Annotated in this window: 24 protein-coding genes and 1 tRNA gene; 10 read left to right on the forward strand and 15 right to left on the reverse strand. The window is 58.4% G+C overall.

Features of this window, described 5'->3' with window-relative positions; translation table 11 throughout:
- Positions 1-17: 17 nt before the first annotated feature.
- Positions 18-191, reverse strand: coding sequence for a hypothetical protein (locus RPE78_RS04835; RefSeq protein ID WP_406721373.1), 174 nt, complete (start codon positions 189-191; stop codon positions 18-20).
- A gap of 397 nt (positions 192-588) precedes the next feature.
- On the opposite strand from RPE78_RS04835, the gene RPE78_RS04840 reads away from it, so the two are divergent.
- Together RPE78_RS04840 and RPE78_RS04845 are read left to right on the forward strand one after the other, a co-directional pair.
- On the forward strand, positions 589-2,121 hold the full coding sequence (locus RPE78_RS04840; RefSeq protein ID WP_406721374.1) for an acetyl-CoA hydrolase/transferase family protein: 1,533 nt from the start codon (positions 589-591) through the stop codon (positions 2,119-2,121).
- A 63-nt stretch (positions 2,122-2,184) separates the two neighbouring features.
- Positions 2,185-2,793 carry an exopolysaccharide biosynthesis protein gene (locus tag RPE78_RS04845; RefSeq protein ID WP_406721376.1) on the forward strand — a complete coding sequence of 203 codons (609 nt, stop codon included), beginning with the start codon at positions 2,185-2,187 and terminating at the stop codon, positions 2,791-2,793.
- A 34-nt stretch (positions 2,794-2,827) separates the two neighbouring features.
- Here the strand turns inward: RPE78_RS04845 and RPE78_RS04850 are convergent, their stop codons facing one another.
- From RPE78_RS04850 to RPE78_RS04860, 3 genes are read right to left on the reverse strand one after another with little or no spacing between them, the layout of a single operon-like run.
- Positions 2,828-4,108: a TRAP transporter large permease gene (locus tag RPE78_RS04850; RefSeq protein ID WP_406721377.1), complete on the reverse strand. Its 1,281-nt coding sequence runs from the start codon at positions 4,106-4,108 to the stop codon at positions 2,828-2,830.
- A complete protein-coding gene (locus RPE78_RS04855) occupies positions 4,108-4,650 on the reverse strand; it encodes a TRAP transporter small permease (RefSeq protein WP_339108373.1) in 543 nt (180 codons plus the stop codon). Before RPE78_RS04855 ends, RPE78_RS04850 begins: the two co-directional genes overlap by 1 nt.
- Before the next feature lie 3 nt (positions 4,651-4,653).
- Positions 4,654-5,667 carry a TRAP transporter substrate-binding protein gene (locus tag RPE78_RS04860; protein WP_406721378.1) on the reverse strand — a complete coding sequence of 338 codons (1,014 nt, stop codon included), beginning with the start codon at positions 5,665-5,667 and terminating at the stop codon, positions 4,654-4,656.
- Between the two features lie 217 nt (positions 5,668-5,884).
- Here RPE78_RS04860 and RPE78_RS04865 point away from each other — a divergent pair.
- The 3 genes from RPE78_RS04865 to RPE78_RS04875 all read left to right on the forward strand — a co-directional run bounded on the left by RPE78_RS04865 (position 5,885) and on the right by RPE78_RS04875 (position 7,643).
- A tRNA-Ser gene (locus RPE78_RS04865) sits at positions 5,885-5,974 on the forward strand.
- Positions 5,975-6,446: 472 nt separating this feature from the next.
- The gene (locus RPE78_RS04870) at positions 6,447-7,343 is read left to right on the forward strand and encodes an AbaSI family restriction endonuclease (protein WP_406721379.1); all 897 of its coding nucleotides are present in this window, start codon (positions 6,447-6,449) and stop codon (positions 7,341-7,343) included.
- 129 nt (positions 7,344-7,472) lie between these two features.
- The gene (locus tag RPE78_RS04875) at positions 7,473-7,643 is read left to right on the forward strand and encodes a hypothetical protein (RefSeq protein WP_406721380.1); all 171 of its coding nucleotides are present in this window, start codon (positions 7,473-7,475) and stop codon (positions 7,641-7,643) included.
- Between the two features lie 208 nt (positions 7,644-7,851).
- On the opposite strand, the gene RPE78_RS04880 is transcribed toward RPE78_RS04875, so the two are convergent.
- Positions 7,852-8,259, reverse strand: coding sequence for a hypothetical protein (locus tag RPE78_RS04880; protein ID WP_406721381.1), 408 nt, complete (start codon positions 8,257-8,259; stop codon positions 7,852-7,854).
- Positions 8,249-8,434, reverse strand: a complete 186-nt coding sequence (locus RPE78_RS04885; RefSeq protein ID WP_406721382.1) for a hypothetical protein — start codon at positions 8,432-8,434, stop codon at positions 8,249-8,251. Before RPE78_RS04885 ends, RPE78_RS04880 begins: the two co-directional genes overlap by 11 nt.
- Positions 8,435-8,715: 281 nt before the next feature.
- On the opposite strand from RPE78_RS04885, the gene RPE78_RS04890 reads away from it, so the two are divergent.
- Positions 8,716-9,255, forward strand: coding sequence for a hypothetical protein (locus tag RPE78_RS04890; protein ID WP_406721383.1), 540 nt, complete (start codon positions 8,716-8,718; stop codon positions 9,253-9,255).
- A gap of 133 nt (positions 9,256-9,388) precedes the next feature.
- Here the strand turns inward: RPE78_RS04890 and RPE78_RS04895 are convergent, their stop codons facing one another.
- From RPE78_RS04895 to RPE78_RS04905, 3 genes are all read right to left on the reverse strand, one after another.
- Positions 9,389-9,925: an SMI1/KNR4 family protein gene (locus RPE78_RS04895; protein ID WP_406721384.1), complete on the reverse strand. Its 537-nt coding sequence runs from the start codon at positions 9,923-9,925 to the stop codon at positions 9,389-9,391.
- 1 nt (position 9,926) lies between these two features.
- Positions 9,927-10,319 (reverse strand): HNH endonuclease, encoded by a 393-nt coding sequence (locus tag RPE78_RS04900; protein WP_406721385.1) that lies wholly within the window; start codon positions 10,317-10,319, stop codon positions 9,927-9,929.
- Between the two features lie 66 nt (positions 10,320-10,385).
- Complete coding sequence (locus RPE78_RS04905; protein ID WP_406721386.1) at positions 10,386-11,624, reverse strand: hypothetical protein; 1,239 nt, start codon at positions 11,622-11,624, stop codon at positions 10,386-10,388.
- A gap of 185 nt (positions 11,625-11,809) precedes the next feature.
- Here RPE78_RS04905 and RPE78_RS04910 point away from each other — a divergent pair, with 185 nt between their 5' ends.
- Positions 11,810-12,847 carry a DUF4123 domain-containing protein gene (locus RPE78_RS04910; protein WP_406720585.1) on the forward strand — a complete coding sequence of 346 codons (1,038 nt, stop codon included), beginning with the start codon at positions 11,810-11,812 and terminating at the stop codon, positions 12,845-12,847.
- Positions 12,848-13,595: 748 nt separating this feature from the next.
- Here RPE78_RS04910 and RPE78_RS04915 read toward each other — a convergent pair.
- From RPE78_RS04915 to murI, 6 genes are all read right to left on the reverse strand, one after another.
- Entirely contained in the window at positions 13,596-13,763 is a 168-nt protein-coding gene (locus RPE78_RS04915) for a capsid cement protein (protein WP_406721387.1), read from the reverse strand.
- Positions 13,764-13,839: 76 nt separating this feature from the next.
- The gene (locus RPE78_RS04920) at positions 13,840-14,343 is read right to left on the reverse strand and encodes a holin family protein (protein WP_406721388.1); all 504 of its coding nucleotides are present in this window, start codon (positions 14,341-14,343) and stop codon (positions 13,840-13,842) included.
- Entirely contained in the window at positions 14,334-14,945 is a 612-nt protein-coding gene (locus tag RPE78_RS04925) for a holin-associated N-acetylmuramidase (protein WP_406721389.1), read from the reverse strand. Before RPE78_RS04925 ends, RPE78_RS04920 begins: the two co-directional genes overlap by 10 nt.
- Positions 14,946-15,031: 86 nt before the next feature.
- A complete protein-coding gene (ccmE, locus tag RPE78_RS04930) occupies positions 15,032-15,475 on the reverse strand; it encodes a cytochrome c maturation protein CcmE (protein ID WP_406721390.1) in 444 nt (147 codons plus the stop codon).
- Positions 15,476-15,531: 56 nt separating this feature from the next.
- Positions 15,532-16,560, reverse strand: coding sequence for an N-acetyl-gamma-glutamyl-phosphate reductase (gene argC, locus RPE78_RS04935; RefSeq protein ID WP_339108384.1), 1,029 nt, complete (start codon positions 16,558-16,560; stop codon positions 15,532-15,534).
- A gap of 170 nt (positions 16,561-16,730) precedes the next feature.
- The gene (gene murI / locus RPE78_RS04940; protein ID WP_339108385.1) at positions 16,731-17,543 is read right to left on the reverse strand and encodes a glutamate racemase; all 813 of its coding nucleotides are present in this window, start codon (positions 17,541-17,543) and stop codon (positions 16,731-16,733) included.
- Positions 17,544-17,777: 234 nt separating this feature from the next.
- Between murI and RPE78_RS04945 the strand changes: the two genes are divergently transcribed.
- The 3 genes from RPE78_RS04945 to purL all read left to right on the forward strand — a co-directional run bounded on the left by RPE78_RS04945 (position 17,778) and on the right by purL (position 22,065).
- The gene (locus RPE78_RS04945) at positions 17,778-18,680 is read left to right on the forward strand and encodes a LysR family transcriptional regulator (protein ID WP_339109448.1); all 903 of its coding nucleotides are present in this window, start codon (positions 17,778-17,780) and stop codon (positions 18,678-18,680) included.
- Between the two features lie 429 nt (positions 18,681-19,109).
- Complete coding sequence (locus tag RPE78_RS04950; RefSeq protein ID WP_406721391.1) at positions 19,110-19,736, forward strand: hypothetical protein; 627 nt, start codon at positions 19,110-19,112, stop codon at positions 19,734-19,736.
- A 163-nt stretch (positions 19,737-19,899) separates the two neighbouring features.
- Positions 19,900-22,065: a phosphoribosylformylglycinamidine synthase subunit PurL gene (gene purL / locus RPE78_RS04955; protein WP_406721392.1), complete on the forward strand. Its 2,166-nt coding sequence runs from the start codon at positions 19,900-19,902 to the stop codon at positions 22,063-22,065.
- Positions 22,066-22,161: the final 96 nt, after the last annotated feature.

A 22,161-nucleotide genomic window follows, 5' to 3' on the forward strand; every position in this document is an offset into this window, starting at 1 on the left:
GCCGCCTCTGCCCCGCGTCACAGGGCATGATGGACCACTCTGAACGGCGAAACCGGCCTGAACGGCGAGATGGGGCAGCTATGTTTGCGCGCCTTGCGCAGCCCCAGATCGGTCAGCCGCGCATCGATTTTCGGATCACGGCGCACTGACAGAAACGACAGGACGCCGGACAGGGTGAAGACTGGGTGCATAATATCCTCCCGACACTATAAGCAAGCTCAATGTAATCCGATTCGCCTTAAACGCGAAAAATAGATTAGATAAATTTCGAACCTTCAGCTCGGGCAAAGGAGGCCATGATCTGGGCAAATTGGCGGTCACCGGATGGCAAGGACCGGCAACACTCCGGCAATTTTGATTTTCTAAAAATATAACGATCCTGCGGAAACATGGAAAACACAGAAGTTTTCAAGCCTTACCCTGCTTATCGTATACATATGCATACAGTGCATAGCTGCCAGACTATGGACAATCACGATGCGTAAAGGAAGTCTGGCGACAATACGCTACCACTGAGCATTGGTCATAGCGGGTGCTTGAGGAGCCCCGCTGCTATTTGGCCCCGAGGTAGCACCTGAGGAGGACCCCATGAGCTTTGATGTCAAAGTGAGTAGTTCACGCATTCGTAGTGATGTTTTTAAACGTAAAATCATGTCGGCAGAGGATGCTGCCGCCCTGATCAACCCCGGCGCCATTATCGGCATGTCGGGGTTTACCGGCTCGGGCTATCCCAAAGCCGTTCCGCAGGCGCTGGCCAAGCGAATCGAAGAGGCGCATGCCCGCGGTGAGAAATTCAAGGTCTCGATCTGGACCGGCGCCTCTACCGGCCCCGAACTGGATGGCGCATTGGCCAAAGCCAATGGCATCGATTTCCGCCTGCCCTTCAACTCGGACCCGATCGCGCGCCAGCAGATCAACAATGGCGAAATGTCCTATTTCGACATCCATCTCAGCCAGGTTGCACCGATGGCGTGGGAAGGGTTTCTGGGCAAGCTTGACACCGCCGTGGTCGAGATCTCGGGCATTACCGAAGACGGTCAACTGATCCCGTCCTCCTCGGTTGGCAATAACAAGACATGGCTGGATCTGGCGGATAAGATCATCCTTGAGGTGAATAGCTGGCAGACCGAGTTGCTGGACGGGATGCATGACATCTATTACGGCACCGCGCTGCCGCCGCATCGCAAACCGATCCCGATCCTGAAATCGGATGACCGCATCGGTCAGCCCTATTTCAACGTGGACCCGTCGAAGGTCGTGGCCGTGGTCGTCACCGACAGCCCCGACCGGAACGCCCCCTTCTCGCCGCCCGATGATACGGCCAATGCGATTGCGGGCCATATTCTGGAATTCCTCAAATGGGAAGCCAAGCGCGCCGGTCTGCCCAATTCGCTTCTGCCGCTGCAATCGGGTGTCGGCAACGTGCCCAATGCCGTGATGGCGGGGCTGATCGATACGCCGTTCGAGGACATGACCGCCTTCACCGAGGTGATTCAGGACGGCATGCTGGATATGCTTGAAGCGGGCACCCTGCGCATGGCTTCGGCCACGGCCTTCTCGCTGTCGCCGGAAAAAGCCGAGTATTTCAACCAGAATGCGGCCTTCTTCCGCGACAAGCTGCTGCTGCGTCCGCAAGATATCTCGAACAATCCCGAACTGGTGCGCCGCTTGGGCTGTATCGCCATGAACGGCCTGATCGAGGCGGATATCTACGGCAACGTCAACTCGACCCAGATCATGGGCTCGAAAATGCAAAACGGCATTGGCGGCTCGGGTGATTTCGCGCGCAACTCCTATGTCTCGATCTTCATGACCCCCTCGACCGCCAAAGGCGGCGCCATTTCGGCCATCGTGCCGATGGCAAGCCATGTCGATCACATCAATCAGGACGTGCAAGTGATCGTGACCGAACAGGGTCTGGCCGATCTGCGCGGGCTCTCGCCCAAACAGCGCGCCGAGAAGATCATCGAAAACTGCGCCCATCCCTATTATCGTCCGATGCTGCGCGATTATTTCGAACGTGCGAAAAAGGGCAGCTATGCCCAGCAGAGCCCGCATCTGCTGAATGAATCGCTAAGCTGGCACCAGCGCTTCATCGAAACCGGCTCGATGAAGATCTGACCTGAAGCCGTTTCGCACCGGAACCAGATGACCTCTGCGGGGTTTCCCCGCAGAGGTATTTTTATGCAAAACCAGACCCAGACCAGACGCGCCGTCCGCGATATTGTCGCCGCCATTGACGCGCGCGCGAGAGACGAAGACGAGATCCGCATCGAGGATGTGCTTGGCTCTTTGGGCGGCGCCTCTTTTGTGCCCGTGCTACTGGTGCCTGCCCTTTTCGTGGTCAGCCCGCTCTCGGGCATCCCGCTTTTCTCGAGTGCCTGCGGCATCCTGATCGCGCTGATCTCGGCACAGATGCTGCTGGGGCGAGACCACCTCTGGCTGCCGCGCCTGCTGACGCGCCGCCATATCGCGGGGGACAAGCTGCGCAAAGCGACGGGCAAGTTGCAGGGCATTGCGCGGTGGATGGACCTGCACACCAAGGAACGGCTGCGCCTTTTCACGCATCGCCCCTTTCGCTGGGTCACACAGGGCGCCTGCCTTTTATGCGGAGCCGCCATGCCCTTTCTGGAGCTGGTGCCGTTCAGCTCGTCCATCCTTGGCGCGGCGGTCACCCTTCTGGCCCTGTCGCTTCTGGTGCGCGACGGATTGATCGCATTGTTCGGGCTATGCTTTATCGGACTGGCGTGCGGCGTCGGCTACTGGGCCGTCAGCGGCACCCTCGCCGCCTGAGCGCCCCACCAAGCCAACGGCTCCGGCGCATGGGTCAGGTCAGCAAGAGCACCAGCGACGGGAAGGCGATAATCAGGCCGATGCGGACGATGTCCATCGCCACAAAGGGCAGCAGCCCGCGGAAGATGGTGCCCAGCCGTACATCCGGCACGACCGACCGCAACACAAAGGCATTCATCCCGACCGGCGGGGTGATATAGCTGATTTCGGTGATCACAACGACGAAAATGCCGAACCAGATCAGATCGAAGCCCTGAGCCGCCACGATGGGATAGAAGACCGGCACGGTCAGCATGATCATCGACAGACCTTCCAGCATGCATCCCAGCACCAGATAGATCACCAGAATGGCCAGTATCATCGCCACGGGACTGCCTCCGAACACCGACAGCCAGTTCTGGATATCGCCCGTCATGCCGGACATATTGACGTAATTGGTGAAACTCAGCGCGCCGAAAAGGATGAAAAACATCATCGCGGTGGTCTTCATCGTATCATAGAGCACGTTCAGCAAGCCGCCCCATGTGAACTTGCCCGACACGACCACCAGCAACAGCGCGCCCGCTGCCCCCATGCCTGCGCTCTCGGTGGGGGTAAAAACCCCCAGATAGATCCCGCCCATCACGAAAACAAACAGCACCAAAGCGCCCGCCGTGCCCTTGAGCGCCCGAAACCGTTCGATCAGCGGCAGCTTCGCTTCGACAGGCAGGTCAATCCCGCGCATCCCGATGGAAATCTTCACCGCCAGCGCATAACCGACAATCCCGATCAGGCCGGGGATGATCCCCGCCAGAAACAGCTTGCCGATATCCTGCTGCGTCATGATGCCGTAAAACACCAGAATGACCGAGGGCGGGATCAGGATGCCCAGCGTTCCCCCCGCCGCAATCGAGGCCGTCGACAGCCTGTCGGGATAGCCGAAGCGCCGCATGGAGGGCAGCGAGATCCGCGTCATCGTGGCCGCAGTTGCCATTGACGAACCACAGACCGAGGAAAACGCCCCGCAGGCCACCACAGTGGCCATCGCCAGCCCGCCCTTGCGATGACGCAGCCATGCATAGGCCGAGTTATACAGCTCGGAGGCGATCCCCGACTGCACCACAAAATTGCCCATCATCAGAAAAAGCGGCAGCACCGACAGCGAATATTCCCGCCCGTTGTCGAAAAATGCCGACCCGATCAGGGAAAGGGCTGGCGTCCAGCCGATGATCATCGCCACGCCCACAAGGCCGACACCGGCCAAAGCAAAAGCGATCGGCACCCCTGCCAGCAACAGGACGATCAGGATCGCCAGACCTACAGGCCAATGCTCCATCACTGCCTCCGAAGCTGAAAGGTCAACTGCCGCAGCGCCGCCACCACGGTCAGCACGACGCCAAGCGCACAACAGAGCGCGCAGAGATAGCCCAGTGGCGCGATGGGAAGACGCAGGGAATTGGTGGCCTCACCATAGCTGGCCTTCTGCCCCGCATAGACCCAGATCCGCCATGACACGATCCCCAGAACCACAGCAGACAGCAACGAGGTGGCCAGCTCCCGCCACGGCTGCACGCAGGCCGGCAAGCGGTCGATCACCAGATCGACCGTCACATGGTCACGGTCGAAGCAGACGGCAGGCAGCCCCAGAAAGATCACCGCGCATAGCAGCATTTCGGTCAGCTCGGTGGCCCCTTGCAGCGGCGCGACAAACACATAGCGCCCGATGACATCCACCACCGTCAGCGCCATCATCGCCAGAAGCATTGCGCCACAGACGACCCCCAGCGCAAGCCGCGGCCAGTTTCGGGGCACCGGTGCCCTATCGCGGCCCGAAGACGGATCCGTCTCGGGCACGCGCGGAAAGTTCTCGTGTGTCACAGGTTACTCGGCAGAAGCTTTGGCGATTTCGGATTTGAGGAAATCATAGGCTTCCTGCCCGTCGATCCCCGCGCTTGAGGCTTCTTCGATCTTGGCATCGACAAGCGGCTGCAGCGCGGTCTTCCACGCCGCCATTTGCGCATCGGTCGCAGGCGTAATCTCGATCTTGCCCTTCATCGCCTCGCGGCCTGCGGCATCGGCCCGATCCCACATCTGCCCCGCCTTGCGCGCAAGAACCTCCCCCGTGACCGAGTTGATCTCCTCCTGCACCTCGGGCGAGAGGCTATCCCATTTCGCCTTGTTCATCACAATGAAGAAGGACGTGTTATACAGCCCGCCATCCACGGCAATCGCCTTGTTCAACTGGGGGATCAGCTTGAAGAAATTCACCGATTCATAGGGGAAGGTAATGCCATCGGCCACACCTTGGCTCAGCAGTTCGTAGGATTTCGACGACGGCCCCTCCACAGGCACCGCCCCGAGCTTCGAGACGATTTCATGCACGATCCCGCCCCCGACACGGATCTTGCGCCCCTTGAGCACGTCGATATCCGACACATCGCCATCCTTCAGAAAAACTTCCCCCGGACCGTGGCTGAAAACGGCCAGAACATGCACGTCTTTATATTCACCCGCGTCCTGCAGCATCGTCTGGAAGGTGCGCCAATAGGCCACCGAGACCGCCTCCGCCGAATTGCCCAGAAACGGCAGTTCGACAATATTGGTGGTTTTGAACCGGCCCGGATTATAGCCCTGCACCCCGAAGGTAATATCGGCCACCCCATTGACGGCAAAATCGAAATGTGCGGCGGGCGGACCAAGCGGAGCCGGAAGCAGGGTTGCCTTGACCTCGCCGTGGGTGGCCTCCTCAATGGCCTTGGTCATCGGCACGATCAGGTCCGCGACCAGCGGATGCGAGGGCGGAAGCCAGTTGGCCACAGTCAGATTGGTCTGGGCCGAAACCGGCAAAGCCAGCGCCATAAGCGCGGCAGAAGACAACAAAGCGAAACGGGCCATGGGCGGAACCTTCCTGTAACTATGCTCCGGATTTTCGCGATATTAGGCCCGCCACATCGGCAGATGGAAGGTATCGGCGCGCGAGTTATTCCAATTTGCGCCTTCCCGGCAACAAACTGCTGTAAATTGCGCCCTTCCGAGAAGGCCGGTCTCTTGCCAGCGGCCCCACAAGCGATTAGACCCGTCAAACGCCAAGGCGGATGACGCCGAGGCGCATGGATGGGTGGCCGAGTGGTTTAAGGCTCTAGTCTTGAAAACTAGCGTGCGGGGAACCGTACCGTGGGTTCGAATCCCACCCCATCCGCCAATAAATTCCCGTAACGTATTGTTTTAAATTATAAATACGGAAAATTTCAGAAGCCCCTCCCCCATTGCTTCCCCCATTACATTTGGGAACATGCGGGCATCATCGGCCCAGAAAAAAAGTCCCAATTAGATTTGAGTGTGCGCGATGGACCCCGCGCCGGTCCTCTATCAGGGGCGAAAGTTCGGAATCACCCCCCCTTGGTTCGCGGTGCGCACTTGCCGCGCACTTTTTCAAAAGCGAACAGGTCGGGGCGCGACATGGCGGGCAGGCAAGGCATTGCCGCGAAAAGGAAAGGCTCGGCCCGCTCATGGTTCGCGGCTTGGTTCGCACCATGCAAATTCAAAACCAGAGAAAAAATTTGCGCGTGGTATCGAGGCCGGTCTTTACGGTGAAGCGCCCCCAAACTTATCACGCCCCCCTTTAATTTTTACTGGTTACTGCTCGGTCGCGCGTTCAGGATGCGAATATGTTAATGCAGTCATTTACCAAGGATGAAGCTTTGAATAAGTCAGAGTATGTGAGACGCAGCCTTACGAAGATTTCCCATAAAACTTGGGAATATTTTATTATTTCACGGATTATCCACAGGCTAGATGACTTTTCGATTGAGTTCGTTACCCAGCAGCTTGTCAAACGGCCTGATGGCTCCAGAGCATTGACGGATCTCTTCTACCCTCAGCTTGGGCTTCACCTCGAAATTAACGAGCCATTCCACAAAGAGAACATCGAAGCTGACAGTATACGGCAGCGCGATATAGTTAACGTAACGAAACATCGGATTGAAAATATCGATATCGATGAAACAAGCACCATTGAGGAAATGTGTGCTAGAACTGATGCCTTCATCGAAATAGTGAAAAGCGCCAAAGCGAAACTTGTGGACGCTGGAAACTTTAGAACTTGGGACCTCGAAAGCCGATACCTTGCCGATCCAATCATCCAGCGTGGGTATATTGATGTGGACGATAACGTGACGTTCCGGCTTCAAGCCGAAGCAATGAAATGTTTCGGGTTCGATGGTAAGGGTTGGCAAAAAGCGGCTTGGAAATTTAAGGACAGCACCAATGATAGTATCTGGTTTCCACGCCTTTATCCTCATGACCCACGCTGGACGAATGAATTATCGGCTGATGGCAAAGTCATTACGCAAAAAGCCAACAATGAAGACGGCATAGCCACAAATCGAAAGATACTTTCCGAACCAGTTTTATCTCCGAAGGGAAATGTGGTGGTGTTTGCTAAAGCGAAAGATGCTTTGGGAGAAAACTTGTTACGCTACGTTGGCACATTCGTGCGCAATCGAAAGCTTTCGAACGAACAGTGTATCACCTATGAACTCGTGCGCACCCGTGAGCAAGTTCGTGTCTGAGTATGTGCCACACCCCTGTTGGATCAGCCTTCGCAGTGCGCACGGTGGGGCGGCTTAGGTCGGGGCGGCACGGCCCCCTCCTTTTTATCGGGGGGTTCGGGGCCTGCCGGATACCACCCAGCGGCCCCCATGATGCGTGTGCATCCGCAATTCAGCAAAAAGCCCCGCGCGGCGGCGGGGCCTCTATGCCATGTCATGCGGGCGCTCTCACCGCCCTTCAAATACGCGCTGATGCAACGCCCTGCCCAGCGCCTCGCCGGTCGGATCAGTCTTGGCGTGGCGCTGCGGGGCAAGTTGTGACGGGAGCGGCTATCTGTATGGCCTTTGATTGTGCATAAAAGCTCGCTTCAACATCCTTCAACATACAGGGCGCGGGCTTAGGGTAATCATAGGGTAATTTCCGGCCTTTCGGGCATCACCTTTCATCACCCTCCGCGCGGTCGCTATGTCAACATTTGTCAACATGCGAGCGGGGCCAACGGTGCGCCCATCAGCCCCGCCCAGCGCCTCACAGCTCCCCTTCGGGATACTCCCACTGCCGCGTGATACCATTGAACTGCCGCCCGTCCGGCCCGTGCCTGTCCCATGCCGATAGCCTGCCCCATTCCTCGAACGATACGACGCGCCCGGTCCATGTGACGGGTTCACCGTTCACGCCCTTTCCGTGCTTATGGCAATCACCGCTTTTCCTGCCTTCAGGAATACGCCCTCCTTTTATAAACCCTACTTCCTCTTCCCCCAGATTGGGGAAGACGGGCGAATATCCATGCTTGGATTTTCCTTGATTTCGGAAAGCTACCCCCTGCGACACTTGCGACTTCTGCGACATCGGGGAGGGCACGTCGCAAATGTCGCGGGTGTCGCAAGGGGGGTTAGCGAGAATATCCGTAAGAGCGGCCTGCACATCAAACAGCATCGGCGGGCCTCACGATTCGATAGGCTTCCTTGCGGGCGATGCCGCGCACCTCGGCCCCCTCGGGCAGGCGGGCGAGCCAATCATGCCTTTCCAGAAGCGTCACAGATGCACGGGCGGTCTTGCTTTCCCTGAGGCGGTTCCCGACCGAGGTCGGGCAAGCAGAAGATAACATCATGGGGAGCACCATCAACGAGAGAGAAAAGGCCGGACGAACCGGAGGCTTTCGACTTTTCGATGGCTAGTATGTTTGACGCTTGGCTTGCTCGGCGCAGACTTCTTTCAAAACCAAACCGATTTGCACTCATGTCTGCTGCACCCGAGGGTGCCTGGCGTCGGACTCAGGATCGACCCATTGGGGCTTGGGAAAGTGGATTTCGACCTTCGTATGCGGGTCGATAGCGACGATAGAATTCAACCCTACCCTGTCCGTAGAATTCTACACCGAAAGGCACGATCATGACGTCCACAAACAAACGCGACAACGACTACTATCTTGGCAGAATGCAGCGGGATCATCCTCAAGTGTATGCTGATCTGCAGTCTGGCATCTACAAGACCATAACGGACGCACGTCGCGCTGCTGGGCTCATGAAAACCAAACCTGCCCTTGAAAGACTTCAGGAGGCGTGGGATGCGGCCAGCACTTCGGAGAGAGACCAATTCCGTGCGCTGATCGGTTGCACGCCCAATGCCACTCCAGCACCAACTCGCACAACTGCAGCGCCTCCGACGCATCCAACACCCCCCACTTCGCATTTAGCGGGGGGCACCATCCTAACCGGACGACGCTCGCTGACGAAATCAGACATGACGTTGATCAGCGCGATAATGGATCGACGTAACCTCAAAATGGGGAACGTCATGGATGAACTTGGCTACCCACGTCTCGATGCTTCTTTGGGCAATGCAATAGCCAGGGGCGAAGCAGGGACCATCAAAGACAAGATGTATGAGGCACTGCAAATGTGGATAGCGAGAAACTCTGATCAGCCTTAGCGTCTGGAGACGCGGTGCTTGCAACGAACAGGCTTTCCGGCAGGCCTGCAAAATACCTGCTTCGCCTGACTGCCAAGTCAATCCAAAACTTCACTCTAAGCAGACCGACCCCTTCAAAAGCGCGAGTGTATAATTAGTTCAGAAAATCCAACCGGACAGAACGAACGCCACGCTTCAATTCCTCAGAGTTGATCGAAGGCGCTGGAACGAAACGACTTAGAAAATCATCAGCGGACGATGCTATCAAGGTGAAAGCAGCCTCCGATGCCTCCTCGTCGGGACATTCATGATCCCAGAAGTAAACTTGCCCATTCTGCTTCGAGACGACAAACAGGTTTCCCAAACCGTCATCGGCTATTGGCACCACTTGCTTTGGCAGCCTGCCTAACATCCTGTTATACTCTGAAAAAACAGAACTCTCACGATTGCCCAACCCGAAGATCGATGCGATTTGCGGCCCATTCGGCCCCGCAACTCTCGGAGGCAGCGAGATAGCCTTTACACATACCTCTTTTGTAAAACCCAATGACTGAGCGGCTAGCGGGACCACCGCGCGCAGAGCATCCAGCGCGTCTGCGGGCAGCCCGGTCTGATCAGCGAAGAGCACAGCATTGGTCTCGTCGCTATCTCGAACGAAGACCAAAGAAGCTACTGCAGAGGGCAAGGTCATATCAGAAGTTCCTTCTCAAATCCGAGGCTGAGCCAATGTGCGGGATGTTTGCATGAAGATCAGTGGGGATCAACTGTATCACCGTGTCACTGAAATGGTGAGGTGTCAGCCCCCTCTGTCGCAATAACTCCTTCGCTGCGTTATTCGATGGCAGACCCGCTGCCTCTTTGATTTGCTCATAGACGCGAAGAAAATCGGTATTACTGCCGTCCAAGACACCCGGATCAAATTCGACCTCACCCTTGGACCATTGACTGAAGTCAGGACGTCCATTTTTGAATGGCACACCTTCGGCACCCAGAACATTTTTAGCCTTAGGATTATCAGGATACCACGTTCCTTCGCCGGGCTCGCCTACCCAATGCCCATTGGTGCGAGGCAACCGTGTCGGCACTTTGCGCTCTACGACGACATCAGCTCCCCCGCGCTTTAGAGATGCCTGGTCAACGACGGCGCTTTCCTATTTCAACTTATGGACGACGGACACCACCTGATCGCTGGCATATTCCCCGCCCGCCCTGATCGCCTTGTGCAGCCCCTTGCCGATCTTGCCTACGAATTGCACGACCTTCTGGAAGCCCTGCACGAACGAGGTCACAACACCCAGTGCGCGCACGGATCTGGACAGTTTGACAAGCTTTGCCATCAATGTCGCCATCCGGCCCGCCAGAAGGGCCGCAGCCGTTCCGCCCGACAGGGCCGCGATCAGCGCAAGGACCAGCTCGATCAGCACCTCAGGCAGCACGAAGCCCGCCCCCGTCCCCGCCATCTCGGCCAGAAAGTTCGGTGTCATATTCGTGGCAACCGCCATCAGGATATGGAACAGATACTCGAAGGCATTGGTCTCGCTGGCCACGAGGATCATCCGCTCGATCCAGTCCTGCCCCTTGGCCTTGAGCTCGGCGAACAATAGCCCGATCTCGCCCGGCAGACGGGTCAGGCTATCAATCGCGCGCTCGATCACATCCACGGTGCCCGAGGCGAAGGCCCGCAGCGCATCGAAAATAATACTGAGATGGTCGGACAGATCATCGGCGCCCTCGAAGATCTTCTCGTAAAGATAGGCCGCGCCCCATGTTCCGGGAATATATCTGACAAAGGCGGGCTGACGGCTCCACCAAGATTTTGCCGCCTGAAACTGGCTGATCGCGATCTTGCTGGCACTGCCCCAGAAATCGGCCTCGCTGTCCCACCAGCTTTCCAGACCGGACATGACGCCATCGCGCAAACCTTCCGCGATGGACATCACCCCATCGGCATTCCACTTCACGACCCAAGGCTGGAGCGCGCCCAGCATAGCATCACGCCACGCGGTCAGCGCAGCCCCGAGCCCCTCCATCGCCTGATCTGCCTCGGCATCCCCGCCACTATCGCCGGGCAGATCGACGCTGACCCGCCCGCGCTCGACCTCTGGGTATTCGAAGGTGCCCAGCTTGGTGATGGGCGCAGTCTCGGCATCGCCATCGGTCAACCCGTGATGTGGCAGCGCATCCGTCTTGACCGTCTGGTCGACCAGCACACCGCTGGCATCCGCAAGCCTCAGCGGCGCATTGGTCAGGGGCGTGGCCCAGGCATCGGTATATCGGGCAGACACCCCGATCCAGCCCTTGCATGGCATCGTGGTCTTATCGAGCGATCCGACAAAGCGATAGGCGCTGGATTGCGAACGTGCTGAAATATCTTCAGGCGAAATCGACATGAAACCGTCGCATGTAAAATGGATCTATAAGCCTGTCTTTTATGGCCGGTTCATAGGGTCATGAGAAGCCCATCCGGATCACGGGAAGCATGGATGCCGCATTATAAGCAGAATTTCGCCAGAGCCGATTGGACAATCAGCCCCAAAGCCATGAGATTACCTTTGGATGGTGGCGGAGCGATGTGATGGATGATGATTTCTGGCTGACCCTTGCCAATGGTCCCGAAGACACCGCCACGGCCATCGCAGTCCAGCACGAGGCGGAACAAGGGATCACCCCGCTCGACCGTCAGTTCGGGAAGCATCCGCGCCGGATCGTGCCGGAGGGGCTGGAGATGCAGTTCGCCCCCGTCACCGATCAGGGCCAGCTCTTCGCCATTCTCGATGGCGCCAAAATCCCCGATCTACCAGAACTTCTGGAGGCCAGCGGCCTGAACCATCTATGCCTTTTCAAAGGCGATGCGCTTGACGACTATGGCGCGATCGCACCTTGGATCGTGCAGATGGATCGCGACAGTGACCTCCTCCGGCATCTTTTCACGAAAGACCACGGGCCCCATCATCTTTGGGATCATGAGGCCGCCATCTACCTGCGGGCGCCCTGCAATCTGGACGCGCTGCAGCGCCATTTCCGCCGGGTCGTAAAACTGCGGCGTGAGGATCAAAGCTGGATCTTCTTCCGGTTCTGGGACCCCAAGATCCTGCGCCGCTTCCTGCTACTGGCTGATAACCGCTCCCCCCTGCTGCGTGCGCTTCTATATCTCACCGAAGAACAAGGGCTTCGCGAGGTTATCACGGTTCTGAAAACCGGCGATCTGGACCGCTTCGCCTTCACCCTCCCCGTGCTGGAGGCCCGCCCCCCTGTGCCCCGGCTTGAAGGGCGGGATTACGCGATCCTGACCCAAGCGGTGTCCTTGGAGCGCCTTGACGAGATGGTGCGCGCGTTACAGGGCGACTTTCCCGACGAACTGCAGGGACAGGATTACACGACCCTTCACCGCAAGGTCAGCGAGGCACTGATCCGGATGCAGAGCTACGGGTTCCGTTCGGGCCCGCTGCTTTACACCTTAACCGCATGGGAGCTGATCTATGGCGCAGGGTTCGAACACCGCGATCCGACCGGCCGCCTGCTGCAGACCTTCCGCTCCCATCTCAGCGAACAACGCAAATTCCGCCGGATCGAGCAGAGGCTGACCAGCCTGTTCAAAGAGGGCATTCTGTGACCGCTGATCCGGCTTCGGGTTCAGCACCTTCAACGCCCCAAGGCAACGCATCACTCCCCACCCGACATGCGTAGAGGCAGCCGGTAACCTCATCCGCAGAATATTATTTGCCGCTGCGGGTGTGTCCGACTTCGCGCTAATGATGGCTTGGACATGGCGCTTTTCCATATGGGCAACCCGCTTGTCGCCATGCTCCGCCCGGAAGCGTTCGATGATGCCGCGATAGGTTGCTTTCGTGGAGTCCTTAAGCCTCGTGAAGTTACTTGTCTGATAATAGCTTGCGATCAGAGCGGAAACACTGCCCGGCACCGTCGTTTTCTTGCCGATGTCCAGTTTTTCTCCAGACGCAGCCCTTTCATAGCAGGCTATGAACTCTGGGCTCCAAGGCAAGCCAGAAAGAGCCACGCGAGGAAAGCTGGGGCGAGATAATACTAACGCACCTTTCCGTGCCGATCTATGAAGCCTTGGCAATATTTAGGAGGTTTTCGTAACTGCTTCACTTTAGTCCCAGTCATTAGTTTCGGGGGGGTGAATCGTCACTCGGAAGAGCTAAGAATGCCAAGTCCAAAGCTTGCCGATCCCATACTTTACGGGTGCCGAAACGCTTAGGGGCTGGCATTAGTCCGTCGGAAACCATTCTATCAAAGGTCGTTGTGCCTATTCCGCCGCCTCAACACGGCTCAGGCCGCGCTTTTCAGGCAGCATGAAACCATGTTGAGGATGACGGACTTGGGCGGGCATATATACCTCAGAAGCCCGACAGCCGAACTTTAAGAGACCCTGTGTCAGCCGGTGCAGCTTCGACCGCCACGCCTAGCTTCGTGTTATCGGTTGCGATGCTGGTCGCCAGCTCGTCGTCAGCATCCCAATAGACAGGCGCGCCAAGCGTGAACGCGTCTGCGGCTATTCGCTGCATTCGGTGCGCCATAGGCAAGCCAGAAAGAGCTACACGAAGAAACCCGCCATCTCATCCGGTATGAAGCGATTACTCTTCAACCGCCCTTTTGTTTCCACTCCTCCAGCGCGGGGTTTGTCGCGAGCGGCGTGGTGGTGCTGGACGGGGTGGTGCTGGGCGCGGTGGACGCGGGGGTCGTTGGTTTCGGGGTACGAAAGTAATGCGCCTCTCTCGCACCGAAATAGAACCCGACAATCGCCGCCAGCAGCCACCAAAGCGGCTCGGGCACATAGGAAAGACCGACCATACGCTGTGCAAAAGAGGCCGGATTGACCATCGCATAGATGAACAAAGCCAGCGTCCCCAACGCAAGAAGCGGTCGTGGCAAGCGGTTCAGGCCGTTGACGAAACCGTCAAACCAGCATGCGCGCGGCTGGGAGAATTCCTCGCCATAGGCTCGCTGGGTGGCCATGAACGCATCATGCGACGTTTCCATCTTCTTCGTCGCATTCACCGTGAATATCTCTGCAACCTGACTGGCGGCACTGCCGATTGCCGCCGCCCCGCCCGCGCTCCCGAAGAGCCTGCCGATCAACCCCATGCTGCCACCCGCGCCTGATGCTCGGCATCGCTCAGATGAAAGCGCGGCGAGATGAATTCTTCCGAGCGGGTAATCCAGCCCCCCTTGCGCCCCTTGCGGGTAGTGGCGTATTTGCGGCTGGCGGGACGGCTATCGGCCAGCGCGTAGTAATAGTTCCGGCGCGCAATCCCATAGGCATCGGCAATATGCGCGGGGGCGGCCCGTGCCGCCGCCTGCGCCGCAGAAACCGTCTGTGGCCCCAGAAGACCGTCGACCCCAACCGATTGCCCCATGTCGTTCAGAAGACGCTGCAGGATTTTCACGGCATTCCGGCCGGCATTGACATACATGTCGAAAACCGAGGCCTGCAACATCTCGGGCAGTTGCCCCAAGCCAGGCTCATCGAAATAATGCCGGACAAAGATATCGACCGCCTGTGCACGGGTCAGCCGACGCACATCGGCTTCCGTGATCTTTCCGTCATGATCAAGGTCCAATCCGAGCTTCCGCATCGTATGGATGGTCACACCATAATTGGTCGCGCCTCCCGGATCGGAGGGGTCATTTACAAACCCTCCCTCACGGGCCACGATCCCTTCGGCAATCTCTCTCACGCTTGGCATGCCTGTTCTCCCGATTGATCTCACGGGAAAAATCCTCACAGGCAAAGGTTAAACAGCGGAAGCCGCAACGTCCGCGCGTTGCCGCCTCAGCTTTTAGGCGGCTCGTAAACACCCTGTTCCTTGAGCGCGTCCACAACTTCTTTGGGCATATAATTTTCGTCATGCTTGGCAAGAATTTCGCTGGCGACAAAGACGCCATCTTCCATCTTCCCCGTGCCCACCATGCCCTGCCCTTCCTTGAACAAATCGGGCAGCACACCATTAAAACGGGCAGGCACAGTGGCACCGCCATCGGTCACATCAAAATGGATCGTGCCATCGGGGTCACGTTTGATCGATCCTTGGGCGACCAGCCCACCCAGACGGAACACTTCATTGGGCCGGACCGGCTCTGTGGCCAGTTGTGAGGGAGCGCGGAAATAGTTGATCCCGTCACGGAACGCATAGCCGATCATCGCAACCGCCACGACAAGCGCAACAGCCGCGGCCACCAGAACCTGAATACGGCGTTTCTTCTTGAGACTTTTCATCGCTTCCCCATGATGCCAGACCACCGGATGGGCGGTCTGGCCTTGATGAACAGATCTTACGGGAACACGGGGGCCAGCATCAGCCCTGCGGTTTCCTCATTGCCCAGCATCAGGTTGGCGTTTTGCAGCGCCTGACCCGAAGAGCCCTTGCATAGGTTATCAAGCGCCACAACAACCAGCGCACGTCCCGGAATACGATCCGCACTTACGCCCACATGCACGAAATTGGACCCTGCCACAGACCGCGTTGAAGGCAAGCCGCCAAAAGGTAGCACCTCGATAAAAGTCTCGGCCGCGTAACGGTCCGCCAAGGCCTTATAGACCGCCTCCGGATCGCCCTTCACATAGGCCGAGGCCAGAATGCCACGGTTCATCGGGGCCAGATGCGGCGTGAACTGCACCAGCACCGGACGCCCCGCAATCTTCGAGAATTCCTGATCGAACTCGCCCAGATGGCGGTGTTTGCCGCCCGCCGAATAGGGATAGGTGCCGCCCGAAAGCTCGGCATGCAGAAGGTTTTCCTTCAGCGAGCGCCCTGCCCCCGAGACACCGTTCTTGAGATCCAGCAGGATGTCATCCAGATCGATCACCCCCGCCTCGATCAGCGGGCGGATCGCATATTGCCCCGCCGCCGCGTTACAGCCGGTGCCCGCGCAAAGCCGCGCATTACGGATGTCGTCACGGTAGAATTCGGTCAGCCCGTAGACCGCCTCTTTCTGCATCTCGACGGCGCAATGCGGCTTGCCATACCATTTCTCGTATTCCGCCGGATCGCGCAGACGGAAATCAGCCGACAGATCAACGACCTTCAGATCTTTCGGAAGTTCGCGAATAACCTCCTGCGAGGTCGCATGCGGCAGGGCACAGAAGGCCAGATCCACGCCGGAAAAATCGATTTCCTCAATTTTCACAAGGTTCGGAAGATTGAGATGTCGCAAATGCGGGAACACATCCCCCATCGCCATACCGGCCTTACGCTCGCCGGACAAAGCGACGATGTCCATCGTGGGATGGGTTGCAATCAAGCGGACAAGCTCGGCACCGGTATAGCCGGATGCCCCGAGAATGGCGATTTTCTGGGTCATATGCGATCCTTTCGCAGGCGATCCGGCGCGGACCAAACCTGTTTGTAAGCCACGACAAAGCCGGACTGGCCCGCCCCTTTTGGCCAGACCACCCAGTTTGACGCTGTTTTCCGCGTTGTGCCCGCGCCCGTCAAGTTATCACGCAGGATTTTTACCGACCTTGCGACAGATCAAGCCTGCTCAAAGACAACCTTGCGACGCAGGAAACGGGTTGCATGATTGGCAACATGGCCGGGATCCCCCGTCGTCAGGAACTTCGTCTGCGTTCCGGCGCCGATAAATTCGGGACGACGCTCCAGATAGTCCGCCAGACTTTCCGCAACCAGATTGGCCTGACTGTAAACCTTCACATCAGGGCCAAGACCTTCTTGGAAGGCCTGCTGCATGATCGGGTAATGGGTACAGCCAAGGATCGCCGCATCGGGGCGGGGCATACGACGGCGCAGCGCCTCGACATGTGATTTCACCAGCGCCTCCGCCAGAATGTCATCGCCCTCCTCGATCGCATCGACCACGCCACCACAGGGTTGCGCCTCGACATCCACACCGATCGCACGAAACGCCAGTTCACGCTGGAACGCACGGCTCGCGACAGTGGCAGGGGTCGCAAAAAGCGCCACATGCTTGACCTCGACCTCGCGGGGCGGCGAGTTATCGCCCCATTGGCGCTCGGTCAGCGCCTCGATCAGCGGCACAAAAACCCCCAAGACGCGCTTGTCTTTGGGCAGCCATGTTTCCTGCATCCGCTTGAGCGCCGCAGCCGAGGCCGTATTGCAGGCCAGAATGACCAGATCGCAGCCCTCCTCCCACAAGCGCTCGACGGCCCGCGTGGTCAGGTTGTAGATATCCTCGGCATCGCGCACCCCGTAAGGCGCATTCGCGTTATCGCCCAGATAGACAAAAGGCACCTCCGGCAACCGCCGGGACACCGCATCCAAAACCGTCAGCCCGCCAAGACCGCTATCGAAAATGCCGACCGCCATTGGATACTCCTTCCGGATTGTCGCCCATCGTTTTGCAAGTGTTTTACGCCTGCATGATCCCGGATGGAAAGACGTAATAATGTGAGCAAGCGCCTCAAATCAGGACGGAAAGGACACGTTCCGCGATTGTTTGCACCTGCGGCACGGTTTCTCTTTGTGATCTAGGGGCTTCGTCTATAAAAGCATAGCTGTTATGCAGATATCGTAAGACTGGCTAAGGAAATAGAGGGCGTGATGGACTGGGACAAGCTGCGAATCTTTCACGCGGTGGCCGATGCGGGGTCTTTGACCCATGCAGGCGACGCGCTGCACTTGTCACAATCGGCGGTCAGCCGTCAGATCCGCTCGCTCGAAGAAATGCTGGGCACGACCCTGTTCCACCGTCATGCGCGCGGCCTGATCCTGACCGAGCAGGGCGAACTGCTGTTTGACGCCACCTCGACGATGGCCAAAAAGCTCGATGCCGCCTCGGCCCGCATCCGCGATTCGGAGGAAGAGGTCTATGGTGACCTGCGGGTAACCGCGACCACCGGCTTTGGGACCATGTGGCTGGCTCCGCGTCTCAACAAGCTTTACGAGAAATATCCCGAGCTGAAGATCGACCTAATGCTGGAAGAGCGCGTGCTGGACCTGCCGATGCGCGAAGCCGATGTGGCGATCCGCATGAAAGAGCCCGCTCAGGCCGATCTGGTGCGCAAACGGCTTCTGAATATCCGGATGCGCTTCTACGCGACCCCGCAATATCTCGAACAGCACGGGCGTCCGGAAACGCTTGAAGACCTCAAGAAACACCGCCTGATCTGCCAAAGCCCCTCGGTGCCGCAAGTGGCGGCGGGCGCCGCGCTTGCACAGCGCGCGCTGGCCTATGACATGCCCAGCACGCTGACCGTGAACAATTATTTCGGCATCCTTCAGGCTGTCCTGAACCATGTGGGCATCGGCATCCTCCCCGATTATCTCACCGTCGACAACAAGATCGAACGGGTCCTGCACGACATCGATTCAAATGAAGTCCCGGTGTTTCTGGCCTATCCGGAAGAGCTGCGCCAATCGCGGCGTGTCACCGCGTTCCGCGACTTCATTCAGGAAGAGATCCAGGCCTATCGCCGTGTTCAGGCAAGCGAAAACCAAAGCTGACAGGCTCCGGCATCCGGCCCGCAACAAACGCGCAAGGAGGCGTGGCGGGCCATACATGCCGCCAACGCATAGCGGCTCTGCAAAAACCTTTCCAGAAAACCCTTGAACGATTCATAAACTGCACATATTTCAGGCGCAGAAGCAGATGGTATGCGGAAACGCTCATCAGCTTCTACCTCCCTGTTGGACTATGGCCGAGCTTTGCTCGGCCTTTTTTTTGGCTCCTCCTCACGAAATCTTCCCGCAGGCACGCCTTGCCAAGCACCGGACACCGCCGGTAAAAATCGCATATTTCGCAGAGAATTAGCCTCGATAAGCGGCATAAATTGCCCAAAAGGGCAAAGTTTTTCGGAACTGGCGCGCGGATTTCAGGGTTGAGGGAGCATGAACCGCAACGGTTAAAACATGACATCCGAGAGGAGCCAAGATATGAAAACCGCACATAAACTTCTGACCGGCACGCTGCTTACCGCAATCTTTGCCATGCCGATGACGGCATTCGCGCAACCGACCACTGACGCCGCGGATTCTCTGTATCAGGACGATCCTGCGGGCCTTGTCGATTATAAGATGGGCATCGTTCAGATGCAAGATGAAAGCTCCAAGGACGCCGCCGCTGCCGCGACCGCCAGCGCCAATGTGACCGGCGGTCCCGATGGCCGGAAAGGTCTGGTGCAGATGAAAACCGAAGCCAATGCTGGCGTGACCGAAGCTGATGCGGGCACGATGGGCAAGATGGACGGCAACAACACCCAAGCCGCAGTCCCTGCCGAATACAACTACAAGGGCGGCCTCGGGATTGCCGAAAGCAAGACCGCAGCACAGGATCTCGGCTCGGCCAAGTCGAAGGATGGTCAGGATATCGGCAATATCGAACGCGTCGAGAAGAATGGTGACACCGATACCGTGTATATCCGCGTCTCCGAAAAACTCGATACGCCGGTGTCGATGTTCAAGGTAACCGTCCCGGCCTCGGACCTTGATGATGGCGTCGTGTCGCTGCCGTGGACCCTTTCGGGCCTTCTGGACACGCTCAAGAAGCAGCAGGACGCATAATCCTTATGTGATTCCCCCCAAGAAAGGGCCAGCCACGCGCTGGTCCTTTCCTATTTTTGCACCTATCCGCCATTCCATCCCGCCCTGCGGCACAAGGGGCCTTCCCCCAACGCGCTCAATGTTCTAAGGCATGCGCAACCGATGCGCCCGCCGGAGGACATTTATGACCGAACCCGCACTCACCCCCGACCTGATCGCCGCTCACGGGCTCAAGCCCGACGAATACGAGCGTATTCTGGAAATCATTGGGCGTGAACCGAGCTTCACCGAACTTGGCATTTTCTCGGCCATGTGGAACGAGCACTGCTCGTATAAATCATCCAAGAAATGGCTGCGTACGCTGCACACCAAAGGCCCGCAGGTCATCTGTGGTCCGGGGGAGAACGCAGGCGTTGTGGATATTGGTGACGGTCAGGCGATCGTCTTCAAGATGGAAAGCCACAACCACCCCTCCTATATCGAGCCGCACCAAGGGGCTGCGACCGGTGTGGGCGGCATTCTGCGCGATGTCTTCACCATGGGCGCCCGCCCGATTGCCGCAATGGACAGCCTGTCCTTCGGCATGCCCTCGCATCCCAAAACCAACCATGTCGTCAAAGGCGTGGTCGAAGGCGTGGGGTCTTACGGCAACTGCTTCGGCGTGCCGAATGTGGGCGGCGAAGTCCGTTTCCACCCCTCCTATAACGGCAACTGCCTTGTGAACGCCTTCGCGGCGGGCCTCGCGGATGCCGACAAGATCTTCTACTCGGCCGCATCCGGCATCGGCATGCCGGTCGTCTATCTTGGCGCAAAAACCGGCCGTGACGGTGTGGGCGGCGCAACGATGGCGTCGGCCGAATTCGATGACACCATCGAGGACAAGCGCCCGACCGTCCAAGTCGGAGACCCCTTCACCGAAAAATGCCTGATGGAAGCCTGCCTTGAACTGATGGCCTCGGGGTCGGTGATCTCGATTCAGGATATGGGTGCTGCTGGCCTGACCTGCTCGGCTGTGGAGATGGGCGATAAGGGCGGCCTTGGTATCCACCTCAAGCTGGAGAATGTTCCCCAGCGCGAGACCAATATGACCGCCTATGAGATGATGCTCTCGGAAAGCCAGGAGCGTATGCTCATGGTGCTCAAGCCCGAGAAAGAGGCCGAGGCCCGCGCCATCTTCGAGAAATGGGATCTGGACTTTGCCATCGTCGGCGAAACCATCGCGGAAGACCGCTTCCTGATCGAGCATAATGGCGCGATCAAAGCCGACCTGCCGCTGTCGAAGCTCTCCTCGACCGCGCCCGAATATGACCGCCCGTGGGTCGAAACGCCGAAGCCCGCTCCGGCAGCAGCCCTGCCCGCGATTGGCGCGATGGAGGCGCTGAAGGCGCTGATCGGTTCGCCGAACTACGCGGCCAAGGATTGGGTCTTCGAGCAATATGACACCCAAGTCATGGGCGACACCGTCCGCCGCCCCGGCATGGGTGCAGGCGTTGTGCGCATCCACGGCACCTCGAAAGCCGTGGCCTTCACCGCCGATGTGACGCCGCGCTATGTCAAGGCCGACCCCTTCGAGGGTGGCAAACAGGCGGTTGCCGAGAACTTCCGCAACCTCTGTGCCGTTGGCGCAAAGCCGCTGGCCACCACCGACAACCTGAACTTCGGCAACCCCGAAAAGCCCGAAATCATGGGCCAATTCGTGGGCGCGATCAAAGGCATCGATGCCGCTGTGAAGGCGCTGGATATGCCGATCGTTTCGGGCAACGTCTCGCTTTATAACGAGACCGACGGTCAGGGCATCCTGCCGACGCCGACGATCTGCGCCGTGGGTCTTCTGGAAAACCTTGAGGACGAGCTGATCGCAGGTCTGCCGTCGGAAGGCGACATCGCGCTGGTGATCGGGGCGACCAAGGGCCATCTGGATCAATCCGCGCTGGCGTTTGAAGCTTTCGGTATCGAGGCAGGTCAGGCCCCCGAGGTCGATCTGGACGCAGAGCTGAAAAACGGCACCTTCCTGCGCGCGAACCGCAAATCGCTGACCTCGGCCACCGACCTGTCGGATGGTGGTGTGGCTCTGGCAGCCTTCGAGCTGGCGGAAAGCGCAGCCGTCGGCGTGACGCTCGATACCGCCGATATCGGTCAGCTCTTCGGTGAGGATCAGGCCCGCTATCTGGTCACCGCAACCGAGGCAGGCGCCAGCGCGCTGGAGGCGGCGGCGGCAAGCGCAGGCGTCACCATCGCCCGCGTCGGCACCTTCGGCGGCGCTTCGGTCAGCTTCGGCGGCGACAGCGCCCCTCTGGCGGATCTGGCCAAGCTCTACCGTGGAGCCTTTGCGGCAGCCATCAACGGCTAACCCGCCTCCCCTGCTTCCCGAAAGGCCGCTGCAAAGCGGCCTTTTTTTATGCGCGGCACGTCACGCCCTGCGCATCTGCCAAGGCTTTCCCCACGA

It is taken from the genome of Thioclava litoralis, from assembly GCF_045278885.1.
GTDB lineage: Bacteria > Pseudomonadota > Alphaproteobacteria > Rhodobacterales > Rhodobacteraceae > Thioclava > Thioclava litoralis.

Excerpts from the sequence above, each read along its gene's own strand:
- RPE78_RS04860 (WP_406721378.1), bottom strand. The coding sequence starts at position 5,667 with ATGGCCCGTTTCGCTTTGTTGTCTTCTGCCGCGCTTATGGCGCTGGCT.
- RPE78_RS04875 (WP_406721380.1), top strand. The coding sequence starts at position 7,473 with ATGATGCGTGTGCATCCGCAATTCAGCAAAAAGCCCCGCGCGGCGGCG.
- RPE78_RS04905 (WP_406721386.1), bottom strand. The coding sequence starts at position 11,624 with ATGTCGATTTCGCCTGAAGATATTTCAGCACGTTCGCAATCCAGCGCC.
- RPE78_RS04880 (WP_406721381.1), bottom strand. The coding sequence starts at position 8,259 with ATGCTGTTTGATGTGCAGGCCGCTCTTACGGATATTCTCGCTAACCCC.
- RPE78_RS04845 (WP_406721376.1), top strand. The coding sequence starts at position 2,185 with ATGCAAAACCAGACCCAGACCAGACGCGCCGTCCGCGATATTGTCGCC.
- purL (WP_406721392.1), top strand. The coding sequence starts at position 19,900 with ATGACCGAACCCGCACTCACCCCCGACCTGATCGCCGCTCACGGGCTC.
- RPE78_RS04840 (WP_406721374.1), top strand. The coding sequence starts at position 589 with ATGAGCTTTGATGTCAAAGTGAGTAGTTCACGCATTCGTAGTGATGTT.
- argC (WP_339108384.1), bottom strand. The coding sequence starts at position 16,560 with ATGACCCAGAAAATCGCCATTCTCGGGGCATCCGGCTATACCGGTGCC.
- RPE78_RS04950 (WP_406721391.1), top strand. The coding sequence starts at position 19,110 with ATGAAAACCGCACATAAACTTCTGACCGGCACGCTGCTTACCGCAATC.
- RPE78_RS04870 (WP_406721379.1), top strand. The coding sequence starts at position 6,447 with ATGCAGTCATTTACCAAGGATGAAGCTTTGAATAAGTCAGAGTATGTG.
- RPE78_RS04885 (WP_406721382.1), bottom strand. The coding sequence starts at position 8,434 with ATGATGTTATCTTCTGCTTGCCCGACCTCGGTCGGGAACCGCCTCAGG.
- RPE78_RS04835 (WP_406721373.1), bottom strand. The coding sequence starts at position 191 with ATGCACCCAGTCTTCACCCTGTCCGGCGTCCTGTCGTTTCTGTCAGTG.
- RPE78_RS04895 (WP_406721384.1), bottom strand. The coding sequence starts at position 9,925 with ATGACCTTGCCCTCTGCAGTAGCTTCTTTGGTCTTCGTTCGAGATAGC.
- RPE78_RS04890 (WP_406721383.1), top strand. The coding sequence starts at position 8,716 with ATGACGTCCACAAACAAACGCGACAACGACTACTATCTTGGCAGAATG.
- ccmE (WP_406721390.1), bottom strand. The coding sequence starts at position 15,475 with ATGAAAAGTCTCAAGAAGAAACGCCGTATTCAGGTTCTGGTGGCCGCG.
- RPE78_RS04920 (WP_406721388.1), bottom strand. The coding sequence starts at position 14,343 with ATGGGGTTGATCGGCAGGCTCTTCGGGAGCGCGGGCGGGGCGGCGGCA.
- RPE78_RS04925 (WP_406721389.1), bottom strand. The coding sequence starts at position 14,945 with ATGCCAAGCGTGAGAGAGATTGCCGAAGGGATCGTGGCCCGTGAGGGA.
- RPE78_RS04945 (WP_339109448.1), top strand. The coding sequence starts at position 17,778 with ATGGACTGGGACAAGCTGCGAATCTTTCACGCGGTGGCCGATGCGGGG.
- RPE78_RS04915 (WP_406721387.1), bottom strand. The coding sequence starts at position 13,763 with ATGCAGCGAATAGCCGCAGACGCGTTCACGCTTGGCGCGCCTGTCTAT.
- murI (WP_339108385.1), bottom strand. The coding sequence starts at position 17,543 with ATGGCGGTCGGCATTTTCGATAGCGGTCTTGGCGGGCTGACGGTTTTG.
- RPE78_RS04910 (WP_406720585.1), top strand. The coding sequence starts at position 11,810 with ATGGATGATGATTTCTGGCTGACCCTTGCCAATGGTCCCGAAGACACC.
- RPE78_RS04850 (WP_406721377.1), bottom strand. The coding sequence starts at position 4,108 with ATGGAGCATTGGCCTGTAGGTCTGGCGATCCTGATCGTCCTGTTGCTG.